15 protein-coding genes are annotated in these 21684 nt (G+C 75.8%); 10 read left to right on the top strand and 5 right to left on the bottom strand.

Annotated features, from left to right (window positions below; genetic code table 11):
- The 3 genes from O2W15_RS22460 to O2W15_RS22450 all read left to right on the top strand — a co-directional run.
- Positions 1–1841: proton-conducting transporter transmembrane domain-containing protein (locus tag O2W15_RS22460; protein WP_269181056.1), on the top strand; the 1841-nt coding region annotated here is incomplete at its 5' end.
- 4 nt (positions 1842–1845) lie between these two features.
- Positions 1846–3333 carry a complex I subunit 4 family protein gene (locus O2W15_RS22455; protein WP_269181055.1) on the top strand — a complete coding sequence of 496 codons (1488 nt, stop codon included), beginning with the start codon at positions 1846–1848 and terminating at the stop codon, positions 3331–3333.
- Positions 3333–4772, top strand: a complete 1440-nt coding sequence (locus O2W15_RS22450) for an NADH-quinone oxidoreductase subunit N (protein ID WP_269181054.1) — start codon at positions 3333–3335, stop codon at positions 4770–4772. Before O2W15_RS22455 ends, O2W15_RS22450 begins: the two co-directional genes overlap by 1 nt.
- Positions 4773–4786: 14 nt before the next feature.
- Here the strand turns inward: O2W15_RS22450 and O2W15_RS22445 are convergent, their stop codons facing one another.
- From O2W15_RS22445 to O2W15_RS22425, 5 genes are all read right to left on the bottom strand, one after another.
- Positions 4787–5893, bottom strand: a complete 1107-nt coding sequence (locus tag O2W15_RS22445) for a LysM peptidoglycan-binding domain-containing protein (protein WP_269181053.1) — start codon at positions 5891–5893, stop codon at positions 4787–4789.
- A 251-nt stretch (positions 5894–6144) separates the two neighbouring features.
- Positions 6145–6513, bottom strand: coding sequence for a hypothetical protein (locus O2W15_RS22440; protein WP_269181052.1), 369 nt, complete (start codon positions 6511–6513; stop codon positions 6145–6147).
- A gap of 191 nt (positions 6514–6704) precedes the next feature.
- Entirely contained in the window at positions 6705–8792 is a 2088-nt protein-coding gene (locus tag O2W15_RS22435; protein ID WP_269181051.1) for a xanthine dehydrogenase family protein molybdopterin-binding subunit, read from the bottom strand.
- Entirely contained in the window at positions 8789–9808 is a 1020-nt protein-coding gene (locus O2W15_RS22430) for an FAD binding domain-containing protein (protein ID WP_269163347.1), read from the bottom strand. Before O2W15_RS22430 ends, O2W15_RS22435 begins: the two co-directional genes overlap by 4 nt.
- Positions 9805–10314 carry a 2Fe-2S iron-sulfur cluster-binding protein gene (locus tag O2W15_RS22425; protein ID WP_269181050.1) on the bottom strand — a complete coding sequence of 170 codons (510 nt, stop codon included), beginning with the start codon at positions 10312–10314 and terminating at the stop codon, positions 9805–9807. Before O2W15_RS22425 ends, O2W15_RS22430 begins: the two co-directional genes overlap by 4 nt.
- Positions 10315–10409: 95 nt before the next feature.
- Here O2W15_RS22425 and O2W15_RS22420 point away from each other — a divergent pair, with 95 nt between their 5' ends.
- From O2W15_RS22420 to nirD, 7 genes are all read left to right on the top strand, one after another.
- Positions 10410–11855, top strand: a complete 1446-nt coding sequence (locus O2W15_RS22420) for a cytochrome P450 (RefSeq protein ID WP_269181049.1) — start codon at positions 10410–10412, stop codon at positions 11853–11855.
- A gap of 140 nt (positions 11856–11995) precedes the next feature.
- On the top strand, positions 11996–13021 hold the full coding sequence (locus tag O2W15_RS22415) for a 3-oxoacyl-ACP synthase III (protein WP_269163350.1): 1026 nt from the start codon (positions 11996–11998) through the stop codon (positions 13019–13021).
- Positions 13018–15588, top strand: a complete 2571-nt coding sequence (locus tag O2W15_RS22410; protein ID WP_269181048.1) for an alpha/beta fold hydrolase — start codon at positions 13018–13020, stop codon at positions 15586–15588. The genes O2W15_RS22415 and O2W15_RS22410 overlap by 4 nt, the downstream gene beginning before the upstream one ends.
- The gene (locus O2W15_RS22405; RefSeq protein ID WP_269181047.1) at positions 15585–16553 is read left to right on the top strand and encodes an NAD-dependent epimerase/dehydratase family protein; all 969 of its coding nucleotides are present in this window, start codon (positions 15585–15587) and stop codon (positions 16551–16553) included. The genes O2W15_RS22410 and O2W15_RS22405 overlap by 4 nt, the downstream gene beginning before the upstream one ends.
- A gap of 16 nt (positions 16554–16569) precedes the next feature.
- Positions 16570–18444, top strand: a complete 1875-nt coding sequence (locus O2W15_RS22400; RefSeq protein WP_269181046.1) for a hypothetical protein — start codon at positions 16570–16572, stop codon at positions 18442–18444.
- 150 nt (positions 18445–18594) lie between these two features.
- Complete coding sequence (gene nirB, locus O2W15_RS22395; protein ID WP_269181045.1) at positions 18595–21228, top strand: nitrite reductase large subunit NirB; 2634 nt, start codon at positions 18595–18597, stop codon at positions 21226–21228.
- On the top strand, positions 21225–21602 hold the full coding sequence (nirD, locus tag O2W15_RS22390) for a nitrite reductase small subunit NirD (RefSeq protein WP_269163355.1): 378 nt from the start codon (positions 21225–21227) through the stop codon (positions 21600–21602). The genes nirB and nirD overlap by 4 nt, the downstream gene beginning before the upstream one ends.
- Positions 21603–21684 lie beyond the last annotated feature (82 nt).

Below are 21684 nucleotides of genomic sequence, written 5' to 3'. Positions count from 1 at the left end.
GGCGGAAGCCGGCGGGCCGCCACGACCGTGACGACCGCCAGACCGGCGGCCAGCACCAGTCCGGGCAGCACCCAGGCAGCGCCACGGCGCCCTTCCTGCCCGGCGCCCCGTTCGGGCTCGCGGTCGACGCCCTGGCCGCCGTCGTGCTGCCCGCGGTCGCCGCGGTCACCCTGCTGGTGCTGGTCTTCTCCGCCGCCGACGTCACCGGCGCCCGGGCCCGGTTCACCGGCCTGCTGCTGCTGTTCGCCGCGGCCGTGGTGGTCACCGTCTGCGCCACCACGCTGCCGACGCTGCTGTTCGCCTGGGAGGTGATGGGCGCGACGTCGTACGCGTTGATCGGCTTCCGCTGGCAGGAGCGGCACCGGGTCGGCGCCGGGCTGACCGCCTTCCTCACCACCCGCACCGCCGACCTCGGGCTGTACCTGGCCGCCGGGGCGGCGCTGGCCGCGGGGTCGGGCCTGGCGCTCACCGACCTGCCCGGGCTGCCGGCGCCGTGGCGCGACGTCGCCGCGGCCGGGCTGCTGGTCGCCGCGCTCGGCAAGGCCGCCCAGCTGCCGTTCACCGCCTGGCTCTCCGCGGCGATGCAGGGCCCCAGCCCGGTCAGCGCGCTGCTGCACTCCGCGGCGATGGTCGCGATGGGCGGCTACCTGCTGCTGCGGGTGGCGCCGCTGCTGGGCGCGACGAGCTGGGCCGGGCCGACGGCGGCCTGGGTGGGTGCGCTGACCGCGCTGCTGCTCGGCGCCGTGGCGCTCGCCCAGCGGGACCTCAAGCAGCTGCTCGCCGCCTCCACCGCAGCGCAGCTCGGGTTCGTGGTGCTGGGCGCCGGGGTCGCGGCGGTGGCCGGCGGCACCGCGCACCTGGTCGCTCACGCGGCCACCAAGGCCCTGCTGTTCCTGGCCGCCGGGGCGTGGCTGACCGCGCTGGGCACCAAGCAGCTGCCGGCGCTGCGCGGCGCCGCCCGACGCTGGCCGCTGGTCGGGGTCTGCGCGGGGGTCGGGGCACTGGCGCTGGCCGGGGTGGCGCCGCTGTCGCTGTGGGCGACCAAGGACGCCGTGCTGGCCGGGGCCCACGAGGAGTCCCTGGCGCTGTACCTGGTCGGGCTGGCCGCCGCGGCGCTGTCGGCGGGCTACGCCGGCAAGGTGCTGTGGCTGGTCTGGCAGCGGCTCCCCGCGGACGCCGACGCGCACTACGACACCGAGGAGGAGGGCACCCGTCGGGTGCGGGTGCTGCAGCAGGCGCCGCTGGTCGTGCTGGCCGTCGGCGCTGCCGTCCTCGGCCTGCTGGCCCTCCCCCCGGTCGCCGACACCCTGCGCCGTGCCCTCGGCGCGGGCAGCGCGCCAACACCGGGCCTGGTGGAGCTGGCCGTCTCCGCGTTCGTCGCCGTGGTGGTGCTCCTGGTCGTGCGGATCCGGCCGCTGCAGCCGCTGCCCGGCTGGCTCGAGGGCTGGCTGGGGCTGGCCCGGGCAACCGACGTGGTCGTCGTCCGGCCGGTGCTGCGCACGGCGGAGGCGCTGGCCCGGTTCGACGACCGGGTGCTCGCCCGTGCGGTGACCGGCGCCGGCCGGGGGACGCTGCGGACCGCACGCGCCGCGGCCCGGTTCGACGACGGGGTGCTTGACCGGGCGGTCGCCGGCTCGGCGACCGCCAGCGTGCGGCTGGCCGACGCCACGGGCCGGGCCGACCTCGCCGGACCGGACGCCGCCGTGCGGTCGCTGGCCGCCGGCACCCGCTGGCTGGGGGGCTGGGCCCGGCGCACCCAGACCGGCCAGCTGCACCAGTACTACGTCTCGGCCGCCGTGGTGCTCGCCGCCGCGCTGGCCCTCCTCCTGGCAGTGAGGTAGCTCCGTGCTCAGTTCGATCATCTTCCTGCCCCTGGTGGCGGCAGCCGTGCTGGCCGTGCCCCGGGTGCCCGACCAGGTCGCCCGCTGGACCTGGATCGCGGTCACCGCCGCCGAGGTCGTGCTGGTCGGGGTGCTCATCGCCCGGTACGAGACGCCCGCCGACGGCGGTCTCGCCTTCGAGGAGCGCGCCCGCTGGATCCCGTCGGTCAACAGCAGCTGGCACGTCGGTGTCGACGGGCTCTCGGTGCCGCTGCTGGCGCTGACCGCAGTGGTGTTCTGCGCCTGCGCGGTCTACGGGCTGCGCGAGGACCGGCGCCCACGCCAGCACGCCGCCCTCTTCCTCGCGCTCCAGGCCACCTGCATGGGGCTGTTCGCCGCCCAGGACCTGATCGTCTTCTTCGTCTTCTTCGACCTGTCGATCGTCGGCATGTACGCCGCGATCGCCGGCTGGGGGCACGGCCGGGACGCCGGCCGCTCGGCGCTGCAGTTCTTCCTCTACACGTTCCTGGGCAGCCTGGCGCTGCTGCTGGGCTTCATCGGCCTCTACCTGGCCGCCGACCCGCACACCTTCGACATCCCCGAGCTGGTCGCCGCCGCGCCGCTGCAGGACCACCCGGTCGCCGGCGGGTTCGTGCTCGCCGCGCTGCTGCTGGGGCTGGCGGTGAAGACGCCGACGATCCCGTTCCACACCTGGCTGCCCCCGGCGCACACCGACGCCTCGGCGATCGGCTCGGCCGTGCTGGCCGCGGTGCTGCTGAAGATGGGCACCTACGGCTTCGTCCGGATCGCCATGCCCGCCATGCCGGACGCCTGGCGCGGGGCGGCCTGGGTGGTGCTCGGGGTCGGGATCGCCTCGGTGCTCTACGGCGCGCTGGTCGCCCTGGCCCAGACCGACGTCAAGCGGATGATCGCCTACACCTCGATCAACCACATGGGCTACGTGGTGCTCGCGGTCGGTGCGGCGGGCCTGCTCGGCGGGGGGACGGCGGCCCGCGAGCTGGCCGTGACCGGCGCCGTCACCCAGATGGTCAGCCACGGCCTGATCACCGGTGCACTGTTCCTGCTGGCGGGGGTGCTGCACGACCGCACCGGCAGCTACGCGATGCGTGACTACGGCGGCCTGGCCCGCAGCGCTCCGGTCTGGTCGGGCCTGTTCGCGGTCGGCGCGTTCGCCTCGCTGGGCATCCCGGCGTTCAGCGGCTTCATCGCCGAGTTCCAGGTGTTCGCCGGGAGCATCGGCACCACCGCGTGGGCGGCGATCGCGCTGCCCGGGATCCTGATCACCGCCGCGCTGTTCCTCCGCGCGCTGCAGCTGCTGGTCACCGGGCTGCCCGGCGGCCGGTCGATCGGCTTCACCGACGTGCGGGCGGTCGAGGCGCTGCCGGTCACCGGGCTGCTGCTGCTGTCCCTGGCGATCGGCGTCCTGCCCTGGCTGCTGCTGGACCTGATCACCCCGGCGTCCGCCGTCCTCGTCGACCTGGTGGGCAGGTGATGGAGCAGTCGCCGATGGTGATGGACCAGTCGCCGCTGGCGCTGCTCCCCGAGCTCTGCCTCCTCGCGGGCGCGGTGGCCACCCTGCTGGCCGGCTCCTTCCTGCCCCGGCAGCGGCAGTGGGTCGCCCGGCTGATCGCGGTCGCCGCCCTCCTCGCCGCCGCCGTCTCCGCCGCCCTCGCCTTTCCAAGCCACCAAAATGGCCATTTTGGTGGTGGGGACGCGGAGACGGTGTTCGGGGCGTTCGTGCTGGACACCGCGACCGGGGTCACCCGGCTGGTGGTGGTCGCGGCGGTGCTGCTGGTGATCGGCCTGGGCGTCGACGAGCTGGCCGGGACGGCGCGGGAGAGCGAGACCTACACGCTGCTGCTGCTCGGCGGGCTGGGTGCGATCGTGCTGGCCGCTACCGACGACCTGCTGGTGCTCGCCGTCGGCTTCCTGCTGGCCAGCATCCCGGTGTACGCGCTGGTCGGGATGGTCCGCACCCCGGGCGCAGCCGAGGCCGCACTGAAGACCTACCTGCTCGGCGCGCTGTCCGGGATCCTGCTGCTGCTCGGCGCCACGGTGCTGTCCGGCATCGCCGGTGGCACCGCGTACGTCGACCTGGCCACCGGGCTGGCGGTGGCACCGGCCGCCGCGGTGGCGGTCGGTGCGCTGGCGGTGCTGGCCGGGTTGCTGTTCGAGGCCGGCGGGGTGCCACTGCACCAGTGGGTGCCCGACGCGACCCAGGGCGCCGGCACCGCCGCGGCGGCGTTCCTCACCACCGTGCCGAAGATCGGCGCGCTGGTCGCCGCCGCGCGGCTGGTCGACGTGCTGCCGGGCTCGCTGCCCTGGCCGCTGCTGGTCGGGCTGCTCGCCGCCGCCACCATGACGCTGGCCAACCTGGCCGCACTCGCCCAGACCGACGCCCGCCGGCTGCTCGGCTGGTCGACGGTCAGCCAGGTCGGCTACCTGCTCATGCCGGTGGCCGTGGTGGCCAGCACCTCGGCCGCGGTGCCGGCGCTGCTGGTCTACCTGGCCGGCTACGCGGTCACCAACCTGACCGCCTTCGCGGTGCTCGCCGCGGTGCCCACCGCCCGGTCGCTGACCGACTTCCGTGGCCTGGCCCGGCAGCGGCCGGGCCTGGCGGCCGCGCTGGTGATCAGCCTGCTGAGCCTGGTCGGCACCCCGCCGACGGCGGTCTTCCTGGGCAAGCTGACCGTCTTCACCGCCGCGTGGGACGGCGGCCTGGCCTGGCTGGTGGTGGTCGCCGCGCTGAACACCCTGGTCAGCCTCTTCTACTACCTGCGGTGGCTGGTCGAGGCGTTCCGGCCCGGCGAGCCCGCTCCCACCGCCCGCTGGGCCCACGCGGCGGCCGTGGCCGGGGCGCTGGGCGTGCTGGCGGTCGGGCTGGGTGCCGGCCTGGTGACCGCGCTGGTCGGGGACGGCACCCTCGGCTGAACACGGGTCCGGTCTCAGGCCGGCGGGAGGAGGAGCACCTGCCCGACCATGATCACGGTGCTGCTCAGCCCGTTGACGGCCACCAGCTCGGCCACCGTCGTCCCGTGGTCCAGCGCGATCTGCCCCAGCGTGTCCCCCGCGACGACCGTGTACGTCGCCTCCGTCACCGGCTCCGGAGCAGGGACAGGGACCGGCGTCGGCTCGGGGGCCGGGGCCGGCGGGCCCGGGACGGCGAGCACCTGCCCGACCATGATCACGGTGCTGCTCAGCTCGTTGACGGCCACCAGCTCGGCCACCGTCGTCCCGTGGTCCAGCGCGATCTGCCCCAGCGTGTCCCCCGCGACGACCGTGTACGTCGCCCCCGGCTCCGGGACAGGTGACGGGGCCGGCTCCGGCATGGGGATCGGCGCGCAGACGGTCGCCAGCGCCCCGGGGTCGGCCAGCCCGTCGACCACCTCGGCGCAGGTCCGGTGGTCCACCCGGGAGGCCACCCCGGTCCACCACGAGGTCTGGCCCAGGGCGCCGCTCCAGGACTGCGAGAGGTGCACGTGCCCGGTGTGCGGGTCGGCTCCGGTGTAGGGCAGCCAGCCGGCCGAGGCGCGGTCGGCCGACCACGTCCGGCCGTCCCAGATGACGTACATGACCCCGAGTCGCCGGGCCTGGTAGGCCGACTCCCCACCGGGGCCGTCGGCGGTCAGCCAGCCGAGGAAGCGGTCGGCGGCGGCGCGCTCCTCCGGGACGTCCGCCCGCACCAGCCAGTCCCAGGCGCGCCCCTCCTTGTGCTCGCTGGTGCCGCCGGCCGCGCAGTCACGGCTGATCCCCCCGTTGCTCCCGGCGGCGTACGCGGCGAGCACCAGGGCGGCCAGGTCCGCGGTGCCCGGTTTCGCCGCGGGGTCGCAGACCGTCTGGCCGACGTAGGGGGCGGGCTGCTCGACCACCGGCGGCGCAGCGACGGGCGCGGTCGGGTCGCCGGGTCCGGACGCCTGTGCCGTCGCAGGGACCAGCGCCCCACAGGCGCCGACCAGGACGAGCACGGCCGCGCGGCGCACGCCGGCGGGACGGCGCGTGGCCGGACGGTGGCCGACCGGGTGCCGACGCACCCACCGGGACGAGGAGGGCACGACGACTCCGGGCAACGGGACTCCAAGGCAGGGGGACGGCGTCGGGCTCATCCCAGGGGCGGCCCGTCGGCTGCGCCACGGCGCCGACCGCCTCGCTGCCTCGATCCGGCGCGGCGCACACGGTGCGCGACCGCGGGCGCGAGCTGGACCGCGTCCGATGTGGCCTGGCACACATCGAGGGTCGGTAGGCGCTGGGCACGGCTACTGGGGGCCGGGAGGACGGACCCTGCCGAAAAGCACCCCGGTGCGGGTCAGTCCTCGGGCCGGGGGGCGGCCAGGGCTGCGGCGATGGCAGCACCCGCCGCGACGGCACCGCTGACCCAGGCCGGGCGGCGGTAGGCCATCCAGGCCAGCGCGGTGGGCACCATGCTGGCCGCGTGGAGCGCATCGGCGGCCACACCCGCCAGCACCAGACCCCGGCTCGGGTGGAGGAGCACGGCGGCCTGCTGGGCGAGCACCCGGCCACCGAGCAGCCGGACCACCCAGGCGCTCGGCTCGCGCCCGTCCCCGCGGACCGCCCGGGCGACCTGTTCCGGACGCACCAGCAGCACGGCGCCTCCCAGGGCCAGCGGGGCGGCGACCACCCGGGTCAGGGCCCGGCGCCGGCGGTGGGCGCTCACCGCCGGCCCCGCACGGGTGCGCTGCCCAGGCCGGCCGCCACGGCGGCCCGCCCGGTCCCTGCACGCGCGAACGTGACGACGAACTGCCCGCTCATGTCCCTCTCCTCACTCGCCTGTTGCACTGTCCAGACCGCTGCCGGTGGCAGCACGTGCCCCTCAGAGCGTCCCGGCCATCGGCCCGCCGCCCGCAGCTAGGGCAGCCCGGGCAGCAACTTGTCCAGGGTCACCGGCAGGTCGCGCACCCGCACCCCGGTGGCGGAGTGGACGGCGTTGACCACCGCCGCCGCCGTGCCGACGATGCCGATCTCGCCGATCCCCTTGGACCCCATGGCGTTCACGTAGGGGTCGTGCTCGTCGATCCAGTGGGCTTCGATCTCACCGACGTCGGCGTTGACCGTGATGTGGTACTCGGCCAGGTCGTGGTTGGCCACCTGCCCGATCCGTGGGTCCCAGGCGCTGTTCTCGTGCAGCGCCATCGACAGCCCCATGGTCATCCCGCCGATGAGCTGGGACCGGGCGGTGCGGGGGTTGACCACCCGGCCGACGCCGAAGACGCCGAGCAGCCGCGGCACCCGGATCTCCCCGGTGTCGGCGTTGACCCGGGCCTCGACGAACTGGGCGCCGAACGCGTACGGAGAGTGGGTGTCGTCCTGCCCGGCCTGGTCGACGTCCCCGCTGGCCTCGTCGCCGTCCCGCGGGTCGGCGCCGAACTTGGTGCGGAACTCGCGGGCCGCGACGACCAGCGCGGAACCCCAGGTGTTGGTCCCCGAGGAGCCGCCGGCCACCGAGGCGACCGGGTAGCGGGTGTCGCCGATCCGCACGTCGACGTCGGCGACGTCCACGCCCAGGGCGTCGGCGGTGATCTGCGGCAGGATCGTCCAGGCCCCGGTGCCGAGGTCCGCGGCCCCGATCTCGGCGACGTACCGCCCGTCCTCGTACCGCACGTTCGCCGTCGAGGTGGCCTGCCGCATCGTCGGGTAGACCGAGGACGCGACACCGGCGCCCACCAGCCAGTTGCCGTCCCGGCGCGCCAGCGGCCCGGACCAGCCGAACCGCTCGGCGCCCTCGCGCAGGCACCGCACCAGGTTCCGGCTGGACCACGGCTTCCCGGTCTCCGGGTCGACCTCCGGCTCGTTGCGGACGCGCAGCTCGATCGGGTCGATGCCGAGCTCCTCGGCCAGCTCATCCATCGCGACCTCGGGGCCGAACATGCCCGGACACTCCCCCGGCGCCCGCATCCACGACGGGATCGGCACGTCCAGGGCGGCCAGCCGGTGGGTCGAGCGCCGGCTCGGCGAGGCGTACATCATCCGGGTGGGCACGCCGGTCTGCTCGGCGAACTCCTTGACCTTCGAGGTCTGCTCGACCACGTCGATGGCGATCGCGGACAGCCGCCCGCGGGAGTCGGCGGCCAGCTGCATCCGCTGGATGGTCGGCGTGCGGTACCCGGCCAGGAAGAACATCTGCTGGCGGGTGAGCGCGAGTTTCACCGGCCGGCCGGGTAGTGCCCGAGCGGCCAGCGCGGTGAGCATCACGTTCGCGTGCGGCAGCCCCTTGGAGCCGAACCCGCCGCCGACGTAGGGGCAGACGACGCGCACCTGTTCCTGGTCCAGCCCGAACACCTGGCACACCGCGGCCCGGTCGGGGTGCACGCCCTGGGTGGAGTCCCACAAGGTCAGGAACCCGTCGCCGGCCGGCTCCCACAGCGCCGTCGTGGCGTGCGGTTCGAGCGGGTTGTTGTGGTACATCGCAGTCGAGTAGGTGCGCTCGAGCGTCACCTCGGCGGCGGCCATGGCAGCGGCGACGTCGCCCTCGGCGGTGTCGGTCTCGTGCCCGGCGTTCACCTGCTCCGGCGCGTAGAGGTCCGGCCGGTCGGCGGACAGCTCCGCGTCGTGCGGCTGCTCGTCGTAGCGAACCGCGATGCCGTCGGCCACCTCCCGGGCCAGCTCGGAGGTCTCGGCGACCACCACCCCGATCAGCTGGCCGCGGAAACCGACGTCCTGACCCTGCAGGACGGCGTACTCGGCGTCGGAGGCATCAGCCAGCCGTTCGGCGTTGAACGGGGTGAGCACGGCCAGCACGCCGTCCAGGGCCTCGGCCGCGGCGGTGTCCATCGCGGTGACCCGCCCCCGGGCGATCGTGGCCTGCACCGGGTGGGCGTACGCCGGGTGCTCGACCGGCGTCTCGTAGGCGTAGGTGGCGGTGCCGCGGACCTTGAGCTCGCCGTCCCGGCGCACCAGGTCCTGGCCGATGGCGCGCGGCTCCAGCAGGTCGGTCATGACTGCTCCTCCGGGAGGAGGCCCCGCACGGTGGCGAGCACGGTGCGGGCCACGAGCGGGATCTTGAAGCCGTTGCCGCTGTCGATCCCCGGCTGCGGCTGGGCGTCCGCCAGCTCGGCGGCGATGGCGGCCCGGACGGCGTCCTCGGTCAGCTGCTGCCCGCGGAGCACCTCCTCGGCCCGGGTGGCCCGCCACGGCTTGTGCGCGACGCCGCCCAGGGCCAACCGCAGCTCGCCGTCCGGGGGGACAACGGCGGCCACCGAGACCAGGGCGAAGGCGTAGGAGGCCCGGTCGCGGACCTTGCGGTAGGCCGACCGGGTGCCGGCCGGCAGCGCGGGCAGGTCGATGGCGGTGATCAGCTCGCCGTGCTCGAGCACGGTGTCCCGGGACGGGTCGTCCCCGGGCAGCCGGTGCAGCTCGGTGAACGGGATCGTCCGTTCACCGTTCGGACCGAGCACCTGCACCCGGGCGTCGAGCACGGCCAGCGCGACTGCCATGTCCGAGGGGTGGGTGGCGATGCAGGTCTCCGGCGCGGCCGGGTCCGGCAGCGCGGCCGGCGTCCCGAGGACGGCGTGGTAACGGGTGTAGCCCCCGACCGCGCTGCAGCCGCTGCCCGGCTCGCGCTTGTTGCAGGGGGTGGTCACGTCCTGGAAGTACACGCAGCGGGTGCGCTGCAGCGGGTTGCCGCCGGTGGTCGCCATGTTGCGCAGCTGCCCGGTCGCCCCGGCGAGCAGCGCCTGGGCCAGCACCGGCCAGCGCTCCCGGACACGCGGGTCCGCGGCGACCTGGCTGTTGGTCGAGGCCGCCCCCAGCCGCAGCCCGCCATCGGGGACGTCGGTCACCTCGCGGGAGGTGAGGGTGCGGACGTCGACCACCAGGTCGGGCCGGGCGACGCCGAGCCGGAGGTGGTCGACCAGGTTCGTGCCGCCGGCCAGGAAGACCGCGTTCGGCTCGGCGACGACGTCCCGCACAGCCTCGGCCACGTCGCCCGGCCGGGCGTAGGCGAACGGCTTCACCGGGCACCGCCGGCCTGCTGCACCGCGGGGGTGATGTTCACGTAGGCGGCGCAGCGGCAGAGGTTGCCGCTCATCCGCTCGGCCACCTCGTCGGAGGTCAACTCCGGCCGGCCGGTGAGGTCCTCGGTGACGTGGCTGGGCCAGCCGCGCTCGAACTCGTCGAGCACCCCGACCGCCGAGCAGACCTGCCCGGGGGTGCAGTAGCCGCACTGGAACGCGTCGAAGTCCAGGAACGCCTGCTGCACGGGATGCAGCTCTCCGGCCGGAGCCAGGCCGTCGGCCGTGGTGATCTCCGCCCCGTCGTGCGCCACCGCCAGCGCCAGGCAGGTCAGCGCGCGATCGCCGTCCAGCAGCACGGTGCAGGCGCCGCACTGGCCGTGGTCGCAGCCCTTCTTCGGGCTGGTGTTCGCCAGCCGCTCGCGCAGCGCGTCCAGCAGGGAGGTGCGGGTGTCGACGGTGAGGCGGTGGGCCTCGCCGTCGACCCGCAGGGTGATCTCGGCGTCCATGGGGCCGCTGGTGCCCGGCCGTCCCGGCCCGGCAAACCCACCGGCCCGCGCGCCGGGTGGAGTGGGCGGCCAGGTGAACGGTGCACCGACGGCGCGTGGCGGCCTTGATCGACAACGCCGTCCTGCAGTACGAAGACGACATCGACCACCAGCCAGCGGGAGGGGTCACCGACCCCGCACCCCGTGTCCCCGCGTCCCGGATCGCAGCTCTGCCGAAGTACCCCGTCCCCACGCCGCGGCCACCCGTCGGCGGGCGGGCAGGTACGGGGGTGCGGGCCCGGGCGCGCGCCTGGACCGGCAAGCTGCTGGCGCGCCGCATCCAGAAGCGCGGCATCGACCTCTCCAGCCTGACCTTCATCCCCGAACGGACGAAGGTGCCGTTGCAGCGGGACGGCATCGACCCCGTCCCCCGGCTGGCACAGCTGCGGGAGCACGACCCGGTGCACCGGCTGAAGCTGCCGTTCGCCTTCTCCGTCTACCTGGTCACCGGCGCAGAGCACGTCAAGGCGGTGCTGGCCGACCGGGACAGCTGGAGCAACGACATCCGGCACCTGCTGCCGGGCCCCGGCCCGAGCAGCGCCGACGAGGTCGGCGGCCTGGGCTTCACCGACCCGCCGCTGCACACCCGGCTGCGCAAGATCATCACGCCGGAGTTCACGATGCGCCGGCTGGCCCGGCTCGAGCCGATGATCGAGACGATCGTGGCGCAGCGGCTCGACGCGCTGGCCGCCGCGGGCCCTCCGGCCGACCTGGCGAAGCTGGTCTCCTTCCCGGTGCCGTTCCAGACCATCTGTGCGCTGCTGGGCCTGGAGCTGGAGGACCGGGACGCGTTCGCCCGACTCGGTGTCCAGCGCTTCGACGCGACCGCCGGCGCCGCCGCGGCCTTCGGTGCGGTCTCGGCGCAGCGCGAGTTCCTCTTCGACGCCGTCGCCCGGCAGCGCGCGGAGCCCGGCCCCGGGTTGATCGGCCAGATCATCCGGGACGAGGGCGACCGGATCTCCGACGTCGACCTCGCCGGCCTGGCCGACGGCGTCTTCACCGGCGGCTACGAGACCACCGCCGGGATGATCTCGCTGAGCACCATGGTGCTGCTGCGCGACCCGGCGCACGCCGCCCTGGTGCGCGACGGGTCACGCGCGGACGTCGACCGGGTGGTCGAGGAGTTGCTGCGGCACCTGTCGGTCGTGCAGATGGCGTTCCCCCGGTTCGCCAAGCACGACCTGGACCTCTTCGGCGTGCCCCTGCAGGCCGGGGACGTCGTGCTGGCCTCGCTCAGCGGCGCGAACCGCGACCCCCGGTCCGCCGGGGACCAGCCGGAGGTCTTCGACCCCCTGCGGCGACCGACCTCCGGCCACCTGGCCTTCGGCCACGGCATCCACCGGTGCATCGGCGCGGAGCTGGCCCGGATGGAGCTGCGGGTCGTGCTGCCCGCGTTGTTCCGCCGCTTCCCCGACCTGGCGCTGGCCGTCCCGCAGCGGGAGCTGTCCTTCCGCGAGCTGTCCTTCGTCTACGGCCTGGACGAGCTGCCCGTCCGCTTCTGAGAGACGGCCACCAGGCGGCTGTGAGCTGCACCGCGGGTGGCCGTCGGGCGGCATACCGCCGTCCTCGTCGGGTAGTGCCCAACGGAACGCCGGCGACATCCGTGGGAGAGTCGGCCCTTCTCGAGGACTGGACCCCGCCCATGAGTGGAAACGCCACGCACCGCTTCAGCAACACCAGCATCCTGACGGTGCAGACGGCCGATGCCTCCCGCGTCGTCACCTCCGACGCCATCGACGAGCGGCTCGCCGACACCTACAAGCGGGTCGGGCTGCGCCCTGGCCTGCTCGAACGGCTGGCCGGCATCCGCGAGCGCCGGTGGTGGGAGGACGGCGTGACGTTCGTCGACGGCGCGGCCATGGCCGGCGCCAAGGCGATCAGCGAGAGCGGCGTCGACCCGGCCGGCATCGGCCTGATGGTCAACACCTCGGTCAGCCGCCGGTACCTGGAGCCCTCGACGGCCGTCGCCGTGCACCACGCGCTCGGGCTGCCCCGCTCGGCGCAGAACTTCGACGTGACCAACGCCTGCCTCGGCTTCGTCAACGGCATGGAGCTGGCCGCGGCGATGATCGACTCCGGGATGATCGAGCACGCCGTGATCGTCAACGGGGAGGACGCCCAGACGGTCCAGGACCGCACCATCGACCGGTTGAACCAGCCCGACACCACCGCCCGCGACGTGATCGCCCAGTTCGCGACGCTGACCCTGGGCTCGGGAGCCGTCGCCATGGTGCTCGGCCGGTCCGACCAGCACCCGGAGGGCCACCGGCTGGTCGGCTCGGTCAGCCGGGCCGGCACCGAGCACCACGAGCTGTGCATCGGCGACAACAACGAGATGCGCACCGACCTCAAGGGTCTGCTGGAGGCCGGCCTGGACCTGTCGATGGACATGTGGGAGGAGGCCGCCGCGGACTTCGACTGGCAGCGCGGCATGGACCGCTACGTGATCCACCAGGTCTCCAAGGTGCACACCGCCGCCATGTGCGAGCGGTTCGGCATCGACGAGTCCCGGGTGCCCAAGACCTTCCCCACCCGCGGCAACCTGGGCCCCGCCTCGGTGCCGTTCACCCTGGCCCACGCCCAGCACGAGCTGGTCGACGGCGACCGGGTGCTGCTGATGGGCATCGGCTCGGGCCTCAACGCCTCCTGCCTCGAGATCGCCTGGTGACGGCGCCGATCGACCTCCCGGCCGGGCTCCCCGGGCTCGACCCGGCCTGGTCCCGCCGGGTCACCGTGGCCGACGCCACCGGCACCAAGCACGAGTGGCACCTGCTGGACAACGGCGTTCCCGACCCGGTGGGCACGTTGCTCTGCGTGCACGGCAACCCCACCTGGTCCTACCTCTGGCGCCGGCTCCTCGCCGCCGCGCCGCCCGGGTGGCGGGTGATCGCCCCCGACCAGCTGGGCATGGGCTTCTCGGCGCGGCTCCCCGGGCCCCGGCCACTGGAGCAGCGGGTCGCCGACCTCGGTGACCTGACGGCCGCGCTGGGCCTCACCGGCCCGGTGATCACCGTCGGGCACGACTGGGGCGGGGTCATCTCGCTGGGCTGGGCGCTGGCGCACCGCGACCAGCTGCGCGGCGTCGTCCTGGGCAACACCGCCGTCTCGATGCCCGAGGGCGACCTCGGCCCGGCGCTGATCCGGATGGCGCACGCCCCCGGGGTCCGGTCGGCGGTCACCGTCGGCACCCCGGTGTTCGTCCGGGCGACGACGGCGCTCTCCCGCCCCCCGCTGCCCGCCGACGTCCGCAACGCCTTCGCCGCGCCCTACCGGACGGCGGCCCGCCGGCGGTCGGTCGGGGACTTCGTGGCCGACATCCCCTTCTCCCCCGGCCACCCCTCCCGCGCCGCGCAGGAGGCGATCGCCGAGGGCATCCGTTCCCTCGACGTCCCGGCGCTGCTGCTGTGGGGCCCGCGCGACCCGGTCTTCGGCGAGCGGTACCTGGCCGACCTGCGCGAGCGGATGCCCCAGGCCCAGCTGCACCGCTACGAGGGCGCCTCGCACCTGCTCCCCGAGGACGCGCCGCAGTACGCCGATGCGGTCGCCCAGTGGGTCACCGACCTGTCCACCGGCCGGTACACCGCCGACACCGCCGACCGCCCGCGCAGCACGCAGCCCCAGCCGCGGGGCCTCGGCTCGGCGCTGGCCGACCGGGCCGCCGACGACTCCCCCGCCGTGGTCGAGGTCGGTGGCAGCACGGTCAGCTGGGCGCAGCTGCACCGTCGGGTCGAGCACCTGGCAGCCGGGCTGGCCGACGCCGGCATCCTCCCCGGGCAGCGGGTCGCCCTGCTGGTCGAGCCCTCCGCCGACCTCACCGCCGCGGTCTACGCCGTCTGGCGGGCCGGCGCGGTCATCGTCGTGGCCGACAAGGGCCTGGGCCTGCGCGGCATGCGCCGCGCGCTGCACAGCGCCCGGGTCGACGCGGTCATCGGCGGTGCCCCCGGGCTCGCCGCCGCCCGGGCCATGCGGCTGTCCGCGACCCGGATCGCCGCCACCCCGCTGCCCGCAGCCGCGGCGCGCGCCCTGGGCGTGGCCCGCACGCTCGAGGGGCTGGAGCGCGCGGGCAGCACCGCGCCGCTGCCCCCCGAGGCCGACCCGGACACCGACTGCGCCGTCCTGTTCACCTCCGGCGCCACCGGCCCGGCCAAGGGCGTCGTCTACACCCGGCGCCAGGCGCTGGCCCAGCTGGACCTGGTCGGTGCCACGTACGGGCTGTCCCCCGACGACCGCCTGGTCGCCGGCTTCGCGCCGTTCGCCCTGTTCGGCCCGGCGCTCGGCATCGGCTCTGCGGTGCCCGACGTCGACGTGACCGCGCCGGGCTCGCTGACCGCGGCGGCCCTGGCCGACGCCACGGCGGCGATCGACGGCACGGTCGTGTTCGCCTCGCCGGCCGCGCTGCGCCGGGTCGTCGCCACCGCCGGCGAGCTGACCGAGCCGCAGCGTGACGCACTGAGCCGAGTGCGTCTGCTCATGTCCGCCGGGGCGCCGGTGCCGCTGCCGTTGCTGCGGGAACTGCGCCAGGTGCTGCCCGCGGCAGCTGCGCACACCCCGTACGGGATGACCGAGGTGCTGCCGGTCACCGACGTCTCCGCGACCGAGATCGAGGCCGCCGGCCCCGGGGACGGCGTGTGCGTCGGCCGGCCGCTGCCCGGGGTCGAGGTCCGGGTCAGCCCGCTGTCCCCGACCGGGTCGGCCGACGGTGACCTCACCGACGCCCCCGGGACGACCGGGGAGGTCGCCGTGCGGGCCGCGCACGTCAAGGACCGCTACGACGCCCTGTGGGCCACCGAGCGCGCGTCGTCCCGCGACCCGGGCTGGCACCGGACCGGCGACGTCGGGCACCTGGACGCCGAGGGCCGGCTCTGGATCGAGGGCCGGCTGCCGCACGCGGTGACCACCGCCGCCGGGGTCGTCACCCCAGTCGGCGTCGAGCAGCGGGTCCAGCTGCTGGACGACGTCAGCGCCGCCGCGGTCGTCGGCGTGGGGCCGGTCGGCGCCCAGGTCGTGGTGGTCGTCGTCGTCCCCGCCGACGGTGCGCGCCGTCGCGCCGGGTTCGAGCTCGCCGACCCCGCCTTGTCCGACGCAGTCCGTGGGGCCGCCGGCACCGAGGTCGCCGCCGTCCTGGTCACCGGCCGGCTGCCGGTCGACATCCGGCACCAGTCGAAGGTCGACCGGCGGGAGGTGGCCCGGCGCGCGACCCGCACGCTCGCCGGAGCGCGGGCACGCACCCGATGAAGGTGCTGGTCACCGGGGCCAGCGGCATGCTCGGCCGGGCCACGGTGCAGGGCCTGCTCGACCGGGGCGACGAGGTGACCGTGCTGCAGCGCCGCCCGGCCGGGCTGCCCTGCCGGGAGGTGCGCGGGGACGTCGCCGACCCGGCGGTCGTGGCCGACGCGGTGGCCGGGCAGGACGCCGTGGTGCACCTGGCCGCCAAGGTCGACGTCACCGGACGGTGGGCGGAGTACGCCCGGGCCAACATCGACGGCACCCGCACCGTGGTCGATGCCTGCCGGCAGGCGGGGGTGGGCCGGCTGGTGCACGTCTCCTCGCCCTCGGTCGCGCACGGCGGCTCGGCGCTGGTCGGGGTCGGCGCGCAGCCGGCCGACCCGGCGCGCACCCGCGGGCACTACTCCCGTTCCAAGGCCGTCGCCGAGCAGGAGGCACTGGCCGCGGACGACGCCGCACTCGCCGTGCTCGTGGTCCGCCCGCACCTGGTCTGGGGCCCCGGGGACACCCAGCTGGTCGCGCGGATCGTCGAGCGGGCCCGGACCGGGCGACTGCCCCTGATCGGCTCCGGTGCCGCGCTGATCGACACCACCTACGTGGACAACGCCGCCGACGCGCTGCTCGCCGCGGTCGACGCCTGCGGGCCGGTGCACGGGGAGGCGCTGGTCGTCTCCAACGGCGAGCCCCGGCCGGTCGCCGAGGTGATCGACCGGTTGTGCCACGCCGCCGGGGTCCCCGGACCGAGCCGCCGCGTGCCGTTCGCGGCGGCCTGGGCCGCCGGGGGTCTGGTCGAGGCGTTCTGGGCCGCGACCCGGCGCCGGAGCACTCCCCCGCTGACCCGGTTCCTCGCCGAGCAGCTCGCGACCGCGCACTGGTTCGACCAGCGTCGCACCCGCGAGGCGCTGCGCTGGACGCCCCGGGTCTCCCTGGACGACGGCTTCGCCCGGCTGACCCAGGCCTACGCTGCGACCTGAGCCGAGGAGGCGCACGGTGCAGGACGACGGGGCGGGCGAGGACGCGGACTTCGCGCGGTTCGTCGCCGACCGGCGTCCGGGCCTGCTGCGCACCGCGCTGCTGCTGACCGGCGACCGGGCCACCGCCGAGGAGCTGGTGCAGCGGGCGCTCACCCGCACCCGGCGCTCCTGGCCGACGGCCGACCCGCTGGCCACCGCGCGCCGGGCGATGGTGGCCGGCGCCGGCCGCCGGGGGCTGCGCGGTGAGCAGGTCATCGAGGAGCTGCCTGATCCGCTCGCCCCGGCGGTGGACGACGAGCTGTCCCGCGCGCTGCGCGCCCTCCCCCCGCGCGTCCGGGCCGCCACGGTGCTGCGCCACGCCGACGAGCTGGACCCGGCCGCCCTCGCCGCCGCGCTCGGCCGCCCGCCGGCGGAAGCAGAGGCGGCTGCTGCGGCGGGGGCCGGACGGCTGCGACCGGCGGCGCGGCCGGACCCCTACCGGCGCGCACAGCCCGCGACGGACGACGAGCGGCTGCGCGACGGGCTGACCCGGCTGGCCGGGGCCCCGGTCCGGTGGCGGCTGGACGCCGCCCAGGCCGTCGCCGACGTCGGGCACCGCCGGACGGGGCTGCGGCGGCGGGTGCTCGCCGCCGCGACGGTGGCCGCCGTCGTCCTCGCCGGTGCGGTCGGCGCGCTGACCCGGCCGGCGACGGACGAACCGCGCCCCACCGCGGCGCCGTCGGCCGTCGCTCCCGCCGAGGCCGGGCCGTCGGTCCGCACCGCGCCCGTGCTCACCGGTCCGGCCCGGGGCTCGCTGGCGGACGACCCGGCGTTCCTCACCGCCGTCCAGCAGGCCGACTGGGGTGGGCTGGTGGCCCCACCGGTCGGGGACCGGACCGTGGTCTTCGCCGGGGACACGCCCTCCGGGCGCGCGGCGCTGGTCGTCGGCACGGTCGACGAGGACTTCCGCGGCACCTGGCTGATCGGGCCGGCCGGGGCACCGGCGGACGCGCTCGTGCCGCACCTGCCGCCGGGGCTGGGCCGCAGCCGGCCGGTCACCCTGCTGCTGGGCGGACCGGGCCCGGCGTCGCTGGTGGTGGTCGCCGGCCGGGGCGACACGATCGAGGTCTCCGACCGGCTGATGGTCGGCCCCCGCGGCACCGTCGCCCGCAGCTACACGGCGGTGGACGCAACGGACGGCGTGGCCGTCGTCCCGGCCACCACGACCGAGGACGGCCCAGCGCTGAGCGTCCGGGTCACCCGGGAGGGGCGGCTGGTGCACCGGTCGGCCGTCGACTGGCCCGGCGACCGGCCCGGCCGCACCACCCCCCTCCCGGCGCTGGAGCCGATCCGCCCGGTGACCCAGGAACCCGACGCGCGGGTGGTCGCGGCCGCGCTGGTGGGGCTGGCCGTGCCGCTGGGGGTCGAGCCGGCGGGGCTGCAGCCGGAGTTGCTGTGGTCGGGCACCCTGCCGCTGAGCCGGGGGCCGGGCACCGTCGCCGTCGTCGTCGGCCGCAGCCCCGGCGGTGCGCTGGTCGTCACCACGTGGGCCGGGGGCGGCGGCGGAGCCCTCGCCTGCGGCACCGTCACCCCGGCCGGCAACACCCCGGTGGCGTCCCTGACCGTGGCCCGGACGTGCACGGTCGACCTGCCGGGGCTCGGTCAGTCCGGTGACGGGAGCTGGCTGGTCGTCACCGCGCCACCGGACGCGACCGCCGTCGAGGTGCTGGGCGCCACCGACCGGGCGATCGCCCGGCTGCCGCTGACCGGGGGCGGCACGGTCGTCCCCCTCCCCGACGGCGCCCGGACCGTGCGCACCCTGGACGCCGCGGGCCAGCCGCTGAGGCAGGTCCCGGTGGCGCCGATGACCGGCGAGCCGTTCGGCGACTTCGGGTCCGGGCCGCAGGGCTGAGCGGCTCACGCCGGCACCGACGGCGGTGTGCGCTCGACCTTCCCGCTCCGTAACGCGTCGCGACGGCGACGGAAACACCGCGTACATAACTTCGCTCGGCAGTGGGCCGCCGTCCCGCCGCACCGCCGCCGTCGAAGGAGCACCCTGCGCATGAGCACCCCCGCACCTCGTCAGCTCGTCGTCGTCGGCGGCGGGATGGTCGCCCACCGGCTGGTCGAGGCTCTCGTCGACCGGGGCGGGGTCGCCGACGGCGGCTGGCAGGTGACCGTGCTGGCCGAGGAGCCGCGCGCCCCCTACGACCGGGTGGCCCTGACCTCGTACTTCTCCGGCCGGGATCCGCAGGACCTGGCGCTCGGCGACCCGGCCCTCTGGGACACCCCCGGTGTGCAGCTGCGCCGCGGTGAGCAGGTGACCGAGGTCGACCGCGCGGCCCGCGTGGTGCGGACGGCGGGCGGCCGGGAGCACGGCTACGACGCGCTGGTGCTGGCCACCGGGTCCGCGCCGTTCGTCCCCCCGGTCGAGGGCAAGGACCTCCCCGGCTGCTTCGTCTACCGCACGATCGACGACGTCGCCGCGCTCCGCCAGTACGTGACCGAGGTCGACACCCGGCGGCAGGAGGACGGCAGCCCCCGCCCGGTCACCGGCGCCGTCGTCGGCGGTGGGCTGCTCGGGCTGGAGGCCGCCGGCGCGCTGACCGCGCTGGGCGTGCAGACCCACGTCGTCGAGTTCGCCCCTCGCCTGATGCCGCTGCAGGTCGACGAGGGCGGCGGCGAGGCGCTGCAGCGGCTGGTCGGCGCGCTGGGCGTGCAGGTGCACGCGGGCACCGCGACGGCCAAGCTCACCGCCGGTCGGGACGGTCGGGTCGCCCGGATGCACGCCGCCGAGGGGTCCGCGGCGGGGCTGACCCACCTGGACGTGGACGTCGTGGTGTTCGCCGCCGGCGTGCGGCCGCGGGACGAGCTGGCCCGGGCGTGTGAGCTGCCGGTGGGCCCGCGCGGCGGGGTGGCGGTCGACCCGACCTGCCGCACCGAGGACCCGGCCGTCTGGGCGATCGGCGAGGTCGCCGCGGTCGAGGGCCGCACCTACGGACTGGTCGCCCCCGGGTACACGATGGCCGAGATCGTCGCCGACCAGCTGCTCGGCGGCGCCGCGGAGTTCCCGGGTGCGGACCTGTCGACCAAGCTGAAGCTGCTGGGGGTGGACGTCGCCAGCTTCGGCGACGCGTTCGGGACCTCCCCAGGCGCGCTGTCGGTCGTCTACGGCGACCCGGTGGCCGGGGTCTACAAGAAGCTGGTGCTCTCCGACGACGCGCGCACGCTGCTCGGCGGGATCCTGGTCGGGGACGCCGGCGCCTACGCCGGGCTGCGGCCGCTGGTCGGCCGCGAGCTGGGCGGTGACCCGGCCGCCTGGCTGCTGCCCGAGGGCGCCGAGGGCGGGCCGGCCTCGGCCGAGCTGCCCGACGACGCCGCGGTCTGCTCGTGCAACAACGTCACCGCCGGGTCGATCCGGGACGCCGTCCGCTGCGACGGCTGCACCGACCTGGGCGCGGTGAAGGCCTGCACCAAGGCCGGCACGAGCTGCGGCTCCTGCCTGCCGCTGGTGAAGAAGCTGGTCACCACCGAGCTGGCGGCCGCCGGGGTGTCGGTGAGCTCGGCGCTGTGCGAGCACTTCGACGTCAGCCGGGCGCAGCTGTTCGACGTCGTCCGGGTCACCGGGATCACCAGCTTCAGCGAGCTGGTCGGCCGGCACGGCCGCGGCCGTGGCTGCGACATCTGCAAGCCGGTCGTCGCCTCCATCCTGGCCAGCCTCGACTCCGGCCACGTGCTCGACGGCGAGCGGGCCACGCTGCAGGACACCAACGACCACGTGATGGCCAACATCCAGAAGGACGGCACCTACTCGGTCGTCCCGCGCATCCCCGGCGGGGAGGTCACGCCGGAGGGGCTGATCGCGATCGGCGAGGTGGCCCGCGACTTCGGGCTCTACACCAAGATCACCGGTGGTCAGCGGATCGACCTGTTCGGCGCCCGGATGGAGCTGCTGCCGGCGATCTGGGAGCGGCTGGTCGCGGCCGGCTTCGAGTCCGGGCACGCGTACGGCAAGTCGCTGCGCACGGTGAAGTCCTGCGTGGGCTCGACCTGGTGCCGGTACGGCGTGCAGGACTCGGTCGCCCTGGCGATCGCGCTGGAGCTGCGCTACCGCGGGCTCCGCTCACCGCACAAGATCAAGCTCGGGGTGTCCGGCTGCGCGCGGGAGTGCGCCGAGGCCCGCGGCAAGGACGTCGGGGTCATCGCCACCGACAACGGGTGGAACCTCTACGTCGGCGGCAACGGCGGCTTCACCCCGCGGCACGCGAAGCTGCTGGCCGAGGACCTGGACACCGAGACGCTGGTGCGCACCATCGACCGCTTCCTCGTCTACTACGTGCGCACCGCCGACCGGCTGCAGCGCACCGCGCCGTGGCTGGAGGAGATCGAGGGCGGACTGGACCACGTGCGCGCCGTCGTCCTGGACGACAGCCTGGGCATCGCCGGCGACCTGGACGCGGCGATGGCCGACCACGTCGAGGGCTACACCGACGAGTGGCGCGCCACCCTGGAGGACCCGGAGAAGCTGCGCCGGTTCGCCTCCTTCGTCAACGCCCCCGACTCCCCCGACCCGTCGCTGTCCTACGTCGTGGAGCGGGGTCAGCCCCGGCCGAGCACCGCGGCGGAACGGACGGCCGGCGAGGCCACCGGCGCCGTGCTGGTGGCCGGCCCCCGACTGGAGGTGTTCTCCCGATGACCGCGACCCTGCCGCCGGACACCGCCGTGCCGGCCCCGACCGGCTGGACGGCGGTCTGCCGGTACGACCAGCTGCAACCCGAGCGCGGGGTGGCCGCGCTGGTCGATGGCCAGCAGATCGCGGTGTTCCGGCTCTTCGACGGATCGCTGCACGCCGTCGGGCACCGCGACCCGGTGAGCGGTGCGTACGTGATCGCCCGGGGCCTCGTCGGCACCCGCGGCGACGCGCCGACGGTCGCCTCCCCGATGTACAAGCAGGTGTTCGACCTGCGCACCGGGGTCTGCCTGGACGCCCCCGAGGACCTGGCGCTGCGGCTGCCGGTCCACCCGGTGCGGCTGCGCGACGACTGGGTGGAGATCGGCTCGGGCGGCTGAGCAGCGCCCTGCCCGGGACCGATGAGTTGAGCGCTGCTCGGCGGTCCTGTCTCCGGTAGAGCAGGCGACCGGGACGGAGAAC

Source organism: Modestobacter sp. VKM Ac-2979, from assembly GCF_026967995.1.
Lineage (GTDB): Bacteria > Actinomycetota > Actinomycetes > Mycobacteriales > Geodermatophilaceae > Modestobacter.
This window is presented reverse-complemented; position numbering and strand designations above follow the sequence as displayed.